General features: G+C 33.8%; 5 protein-coding genes and 1 pseudogene. 5 read left to right on the forward strand and 1 reads right to left on the reverse strand.

What is annotated here, in order from left to right:
* Window positions 1-7: 7 nt before the first annotated feature.
* The 3 genes from IGJ04_RS15455 (at window position 8) to mobV (ending at window position 5236) form a co-directional block, all read left to right on the forward strand.
* Complete coding sequence (locus IGJ04_RS15455) at window positions 8-2158, forward strand: peptide cleavage/export ABC transporter (RefSeq protein WP_438840414.1); 2151 nt, start codon at window positions 8-10, stop codon at window positions 2156-2158.
* 17 nt (window positions 2159-2175) lie between these two features.
* Window positions 2176-3543, forward strand: a complete 1368-nt coding sequence (locus tag IGJ04_RS15460; RefSeq protein WP_438840415.1) for a bacteriocin secretion accessory protein — start codon at window positions 2176-2178, stop codon at window positions 3541-3543.
* Between the two features lie 739 nt (window positions 3544-4282).
* Window positions 4283-5236 carry a MobV family relaxase gene (gene mobV, locus IGJ04_RS15465; protein ID WP_438840416.1) on the forward strand — a complete coding sequence of 318 codons (954 nt, stop codon included), beginning with the start codon at window positions 4283-4285 and terminating at the stop codon, window positions 5234-5236.
* A 284-nt stretch (window positions 5237-5520) separates the two neighbouring features.
* Here the strand turns inward: mobV and IGJ04_RS15470 are convergent, their stop codons facing one another.
* Window positions 5521-5619, reverse strand: coding sequence for a type I toxin-antitoxin system Fst family toxin (locus IGJ04_RS15470; protein ID WP_109843878.1), 99 nt, complete (start codon window positions 5617-5619; stop codon window positions 5521-5523).
* Window positions 5620-6175: 556 nt separating this feature from the next.
* Between IGJ04_RS15470 and IGJ04_RS15475 the strand changes: the two genes are divergently transcribed.
* On the forward strand, window positions 6176-7072 hold the full coding sequence (locus tag IGJ04_RS15475) for a replication initiation protein (protein ID WP_438709964.1): 897 nt from the start codon (window positions 6176-6178) through the stop codon (window positions 7070-7072).
* A gap of 9 nt (window positions 7073-7081) precedes the next feature.
* Window positions 7082-7581, forward strand: a pseudogene (locus IGJ04_RS15480) (DUF536 domain-containing protein).
* The last annotated feature ends 32 nt before the right edge of the window (window positions 7582-7613 follow it).

The following is a 7613-nucleotide window of genomic DNA, read 5'->3' on the forward strand; positions in this document are numbered from 1 at the left end:
GGAAAATATGAAAAAGATTATCTACCAACAAGACGAAAAAGATTGTGGTGTTGCTTGTGTTGCTATGATTCTAAAACACTACAAAACTGAAATTCCTATACATAAATTACGTGAACTATCAGGAACAGATTTAACAGGAACTTCTGCTTTTGGATTAAAAAAAACTTTTGAAAAACTGGGTTTTCATTCTCCTGCTATTCAAGCAGATAACGACGTATGGAAAGAAAAAGAATTGCCCTTACCTTTAATTGCTCATGTGTTAATCGATAATAAATACATGCACTATGTTGTTGTATATGAAATAAAAGGCGATACATTATTAATAGCCGATCCAGATCCAACAAAAGGAAAAATAAAAAAAACAATTGAAGAATTTTCCAAAGAATGGACTGGTATTTTATTGTTACCTACTCCAACTAAATCTTATACTCCTAGTAAAGAAAAAGTAGCTGGGTTGAGTGCCTTTTTCCCAATCATTTGGAGCCAAAAAGGAATAGTTTTTCACATCATTTTAGCTTCTCTTTTTATCACTTTATTTGGTATTGGTAGCTCTTATTATTTTCAAGGAATTTTAGATTATTTTATTCCAAATCAAGCACGATCCACGTTAAATATTGTTTCCATTGGACTAATTGTTGTTTATCTATTCCGTGTTTTATTTGAATATAGCCGAAGTTATCTCTTGGTTATTCTAGGACAACGCATGAGTATAGCTATAATGCTTCAATACTTCAAGCATGTCCTCACTTTACCTATGAATTTTTTTGCTACTCGTAAATCGGGAGAAATTATTTCTCGGTTTTTAGACGCAAACAAGATTATTGATGCCCTAGCTAGCGCTACTTTATCTGTCTTTTTAGACATTGGCATGGTATTACTAGTAGGAATTACTTTAGCTATTCAAAACGGAACATTATTCTTAATTACTCTAGCTTCGCTCCCATTTTATCTTGTCACTATTTTAGCCTTTGTTAAAAGTTATGAAAAAGCCAATCAAGAAGAAATGGCTGCAGGTGCTACCTTAAATTCAAGTATTATTGAAAGTTTAAAAGGGATTGAAACCATTAAAGCCTATAGTGGAGAAGAAACAGTTTATGAACGAGTCGATCAAGAATTTATTCAATTAATGAAAAAGTCTTTTCAGACGGTTACTTTAGACAACATACAACAAGGAATCAAACACGCCATTCAATTAATTAATAGCGCTTTGATTTTATGGATAGGTTCACTTTATGTGATGAAAGGAACCATTAGTCTTGGTCAACTAATTACCTACAATGCCTTATTAGTCTTTTTTACTGATCCTTTACAAAATATCATTAACTTACAAGTAAAAATGCAAACAGCGCAAGTAGCAAACAAACGATTAAACGAGATTTTCGCTATAGAACCCGAACAAGCAATAACTTCTTCCGAACATGAAATTTCAAACAAAATCTTCCAGCAAGAAATATCCTTAGAAAATGTTTCCTTTTCTTACAACATGAAAGCGCCTACTTTGAAGAATATTTCTTGTGCCATTGCACCAAAAAGCAAAGTGGCTTTAGTTGGTGTAAGTGGCTCAGGAAAATCGACCTTAGCTAAATTATTGGTCAATTTTTATGCTCCTTCAGAAGGCAAAATTTGTTATGGAAAAATCAATCACTTAGATATTCCATTTCAACAATTACGTGAGCATATTACTTATGTTCCTCAAGAATCCTTTTTCTTCAGTGGAACAATTATAGAAAATTTGACTTTTGGACTACAAAAAAAACCTAGTTTTGAACGAATTATTGAAGTGTGCGAAGCAGTGCAACTAACCGCTTTTATTGAACAACAGCCATTGCGCTACGATATGGTATTAGAAGAAGGAGGATCTAATCTTTCTGGCGGCCAACGTCAACGATTAGCGATTGCACGTGCGATTTTGAAAGACGCCGATATTCTAATTTTAGACGAAGCAACAAGTGGTTTAGACACTTTATTAGAACATGATATTCTTGAATATTTACTAAAATTAGAAAATAAAACAGTACTTTTTATTGCGCATCATTTACCTATTGCTAAAGCGTGTGAACAGATTTTAGTCCTTCATAATGGAAATCTGGTTGAACAAGGCACACATGAAGAACTTCGTTACAATCAAGGCGTATATCAACAATTATGGGATATTTAAGAAAGGACAGAGAATTTATGGACCATAAGGATTGGTTAGATCATTCAAGTATTTATAGTCAACAACACCATACCTTTTATCGTTGGGCCTTGTATCCAGTTATTCTTTTTTTGTGTTTTACAGGGCTTTTTTTAGCTTTTGCAAAAAAAGAGGTTGTTATTCGAACGCCTGCTCAATTAATTGCACCAAAAACAGAAGTACTACAAGTACCGGTAGAAGCAAAGATAAAAACCAATACTCTAAAAGAAAACCAAATAGTAAAAAAAGGGGAAACATTAGTCACATTTGATACAACCTCTTTACAAAATGAAAAAAAACGATTAGAACAAGAAAATACACTTATTGAGCAACAAAAGAATGCTGCTCAAACCTTTATTAATAGTTTAAAAAATGAACAAAATTTATTCGAAACTGAAGATTCCTTTGGGTATAGCAATCAACTTAAAAGCTTCTTTGCTGAAAAAGAAGCGACTATTTACAATTCAAAACAGATTGAAGAAACTATACAAAAAGAACAAGATATCTATAATAAATCAAAAGAGCTACTAGAAAAACAACTGACTACACGCCAAAAAGAATTACAAGAATGGGAACAAGTACGTACGGCATGGATTAACGAACAAAACATACAAGGATTTTCACCTGAAATCACTTCCAAATATCAATTATGGCAAACACAATTGTCTGATGTAACAGAAGAACAAAAAAAACAAACCAAATCAACAATCTTGGCTACAATCGATGAACAAATTGTTCAACAAAAAAAAGAAATAGAGCAATTGCAAGCAGAACAGGCTAAATTGGTCCCTCCAAATACGTCTAAAAACGAAATAAATAGTCAAAAAGAAAAAGAGAAGCAAAACAAAGAATTATTTTTAGCAACAACCAAACAAAAAATAACAGAATTAACCGATACACAACAAAAAAATGAATTAGCACTTAAAACAATCAACGAACAAATTACACAAAGCACATTGAAAGCCCCCATCACTGGAACGGTTCATCTGAATGAAACTGTCAAAAACCAATTAGAAATTCCAAAAGGCACTACGTTAGCAGAAATTTATCCAAAACCTAAAAACTCATTTCTTACGTTTACAGCACTTATTCCAGCTAATGAAAGTATGCGAATTAAGTCAGGAATGACGGTGCATTTCAAATTAGACAAAAAGGGAGTAGCTACAAAAATAATTGACGGCACTTTAAATGAAATATCAGAAAATAGTACAACAACAGAACAAGGGACATTTTACACAATAAAAGGACTACTAAATGCACCTGAAGACTTTACTAGTAGATATGGTCTTACGGGAGAATTATCTCTAGTTATCGGCAAGAAAACCTATTGGCAACAACTCAAAGATATTCTATTCAATCAAGAATAAATATATTTAAATTGTTTATCACAAATACATTTTAACAACTATTCGACTTCACTCGGATAGTTGTTATTTAATATCATCGTGCGATTTTTTCAATGAATATTCTGAAGAGCATAAGGGGAAATGGGGGTCACACAAGGTGTCCCGCCTTGCAGTGCAAGGCTTTCCGGTGTAGTACATTTTTGCTCACTCATAGCACATTCATAGTAGGTATATAGCAGGTTTCTAACATGTATTTTAAGCTTGATTTTATGCGGTTTTATACATTGTCATAATACATTTATAGCAGGTATGTCGTATGAACATAGCTCATTTATAGCACCTAAAAATTTAGGTGTTTTTGTTATTTTATAAAAAACGGTTTTCTCAACAATTAAGCGAGATATTTCTTAAAAATTTAACGTGTATTTCCCTTTAAAATTGGCTAAATCCTCTGTTTTTAATCAAAAAAACAATCAGTTTGTTTACAAGATAAAGTCTATTAATTATACTTTATTCAAATAAGTTTTTTATTCGGTAAAAAGGCCGTTTTTACCGGTAAAAATTAAAAAATCGCATAATATCAAGGTTTTTGCCAGCCGGCAGAAAGCACTTTTTAGCCGATTTTCACAAAAAAAGTGATATCACGCTAGAACCAAACCGCACTGCGGTTTATATCAATTTTGATATCAGGTTCCCCTTATGCTCTTACAAAAAACTTGTGAAAAAAAATTCCCTCAAAAAAACAAAGGAGGTTGTCCGCATGTCTATGCTTATTGCGCGTATGCAAAAAATTAACCGAGGAACGTTAACCATTATCGAAAATCACAACAAAAGAAAGTTCAAATCTCCCATGCCCAAAGAAATCGATACCACACTTACCTGCTTAAATTATGACCTCGTGTTAGATTCAAGTATCAGCTATAGAAAAGCAATTATCGGATATATCACTCAAAACAAAGCAAGTGATCGTGCGCTAAGAAAAGACGCCATTCTTGTAGTGGAATGGTTGATTAGTAGTGATTCTGCTTTTTTTATCTCGTTATCTCCAGAAGAAATTCACCGATTTTTCCAAACAGCGCTAGAATTTTTTCAAAAACGATACGGCATAAGCAACGTTGCTTATGCGCAAGTCCATTTAGACGAACCTATCCCCCATATGCATTTAGGCGTTGTCCCATTGCGTGAGGGACGATTAACAGCAAAAACGGTTTTTACCCGAAAAGAATTGAGAAACATTCAAGCCGAATTGCCCGACTATTTAACACATGCTGGATTTGATATTTCACGTGGCCAAAAGAAAAAAGCGCGCAACCCACTCAAACTGGAGGAAGAATGGGAACAACTCGCGCAAGAAAAAGAAGCTTTAGCGTTAGAACAGCAAACATTTCAAGACTATCTTCAAGCCATTTCTTCTGAGACAAAACAGTTTCAAGAAAAACTAGACAGCTGGGTAACCTTTTCCCGACTTTCTAAAACAGCCAAGCTACCTCACGAACACTATCAAGAGCTATGTGATCTGTTGGAACAAGCAAAGAAAGCCATGAACATTTCAAAAATAACAAAAGAAATCAATAAAGACTTGTTGCTAGAAAACAAAAATTTAAAGTACAAAAATCAAGAATTAATCAATATTTCCAAACGGGTAGCTTCGGAAAATAAACAATTAAGAGAGAGGCTTGCCAAATTTAAAAAAACTTCGCCAGAAAATAACTAAAATTAATTTAAACAGCTCTAATTTCAATTTTAAGAGGTTTTAAATTGAATTAGGTATAAAATAATCGGTTCAACTCCAAAAACTCTTAAATCGAAAAAAACGGCATTTAAATAAGTTCGCTGCAAAACATACATTTTGCTTTTTTTAGTCTAATTTGTTATATTGAACTTGCGAAACGTAAAAATTTGTTACAAGACAGCACAAAAGCCAGTCCTACTGCGAATAGGACTGGCTTTTTTTCGCTAGTTGCGACGTCTAGCGTTGTGGGTTAGGGACAACTTGTTTCAGTTATCGTCTTTCTCGTCTAACCAATGAGAAACTAGTTCAATAACTAGGCCTACAAAAAGAGGTGCGATAACCAACGTAAAAATTTGTTCTAACAAGACAACACCCCCTTTGGGGACAAGTTGTCCGTATTGAGTATAGCATAATTGCCTTAGGGTTGTTAGGGCTTGCCCTGACCGCCTGTAAGGCGCTTTGAAAGTAGAATAAGGGATTTATACTAAAGCTGTCTTAAAACGGCTTAAACGAACGCTGAGAGCCTCACACAGACCTCTTTGAACAACGGGTTTTGGCAAAGGAGCCGAAGGCGACTGCGCAGTAGAATGTGAGAGCGAAGCGATCACACCTTTTTAGCGACCGTAGGGAGCAAGATTTGCAGTTTAGGAAATTTCGCGAACCTGTTTGAGGAAAAAAGGAGTGTTTTTTTTTTAGGCGGGAAGTTTTACCCCCCCTCTTTTTATATCTCTTTTTTAAACCTCTTTACCGTCGGCTGTGTTCTTACTCTCCCAAGGGATACAAAGTTTTATCTACATCGTTTTGTCTGTTTGTACATTGAATTAATACATCAATGATGTTAATATACGATGTACAAACAGACATTTTGTACTTCATAACGTCTGTACCTCTTGTGCAAGTAGGAAAGGAGATACCTCAAGTATGTCTAATGAAATCGTAAAATATCATCATGAATTAAATACAATTCCGTTGCGAAAATTTACACCAGTTGAAATGAATTTGTTCTTTTCTATCGTATCAAGAATGCGTGATGTAGGTGATAAAAAAGTACAGTTTACATTCGATCAATTAAAAGATTTAAGCAATTATAAAGCAACTGCAAATGTTCGATTTATAGATGATTTAGAAACAACATACGATAAATTAATGGATTTACGTTTTGGAAGAAGAAGTGCTGATGGTTTGCAACGTGAACGATTTGTTTTATTTAATCAATTTAAAATTGACGGAAAAGCTGATATTCCTTTTGCTGAAATACAAGTTCACGAAAAAGCCTTACCCTTACTTAACAACCTTGAAGAATGGGTGCGCTATTCTCTCCAACAATTCAATGAATTAGAAAGCAGTTATTCAAAAACAATGTTTCGATTACTAAAACAATACAGAACTAAAGGTTTCGCTTATTTTTCAAAAGAAGACTTTCATGAATTACTTGATATTCCTAAAAGTTACAACCAAGGAACGATTGATCAACGTGTATTCAATCCAATACGACAAGAATTAACCGCAATCTTCAAAGAGCTAACAATCAAAAAGAAATACGGAAAAGGTCGGGGAAAGCCGGTTATTGGTTACCAATTCACATTTAAACCTGAAATTAAAAAAGCGGACGATTTTAACAAACATGCGCCAACCAAAGAAGAACAACATCGTGCTTTGGCTCAAGCAAATGAACAAACAAACTATGAAGAAACACCTAAGACTCTTAATGAGCGTATAAAACAAAAACAACGTGAATTAGAATTGTTACAACAAATCCAGCAACTAGAAAAAGAGAAAAAAAGCTTATTATCCGATTTAGATAATTTGTTTAACTGAAGGTGACGTATGGCAGATAAAACAATCAAAGAACTTGCTGAAGAATTAGGAGTTAGTAAAACAGCTATTAACAAAAAAGTTTCTGATAAAAATCGAAAACTTTGGTTTGCGAAAATCGGAAACAAGTTTGTGATTAATGAAGTTGGTCAAAAAGCTATTAAATCAATGTTTTTGGTTGAAAACGAAAACTTAAATCGCCAACCAGTTTGCGAAAAACCGAAAACCATAAAAACGCCAACCAAGTTTCCGATTTGGAACTCCTTCCTTTTCTAAAAAAACAGTTGGATCAAAAAGATATACAGCTACAAGAAAAAGACGAGCAATTAAAACTAATGCAAAAACTACTCGACCAGCAACAACAACTCACACTCCAAGCCAACCAACAAATCGAGAAGCTACAAGAACAGCTACAATTAATTTACACTGCAGAAACGACAGAAAACAAAGAATCACAAAACGATACACCACCAACTAACAAGAAAAAGTGGTGGCAGTTTTGGCAAAGTTAAAAAGAAAAAGACAAGCCATTTTGGCTTGTCTT

The organism is Enterococcus sp. AZ050, assembly GCF_051715085.1.
Taxonomy (GTDB): domain Bacteria; phylum Bacillota; class Bacilli; order Lactobacillales; family Enterococcaceae; genus Enterococcus; species Enterococcus faecalis.

What these genes read in the sequence shown, in the direction of transcription:
- IGJ04_RS15460 (WP_438840415.1), top strand. Translation starts at nt 2,176, where the DNA reads ATGGACCATAAGGATTGGTTAGATCATTCAAGTATTTATAGTCAACAA.
- mobV (WP_438840416.1), top strand. Translation starts at nt 4,283, where the DNA reads ATGTCTATGCTTATTGCGCGTATGCAAAAAATTAACCGAGGAACGTTA.
- IGJ04_RS15475 (WP_438709964.1), top strand. Translation starts at nt 6,176, where the DNA reads ATGTCTAATGAAATCGTAAAATATCATCATGAATTAAATACAATTCCG.
- IGJ04_RS15455 (WP_438840414.1), top strand. Translation starts at nt 8, where the DNA reads ATGAAAAAGATTATCTACCAACAAGACGAAAAAGATTGTGGTGTTGCT.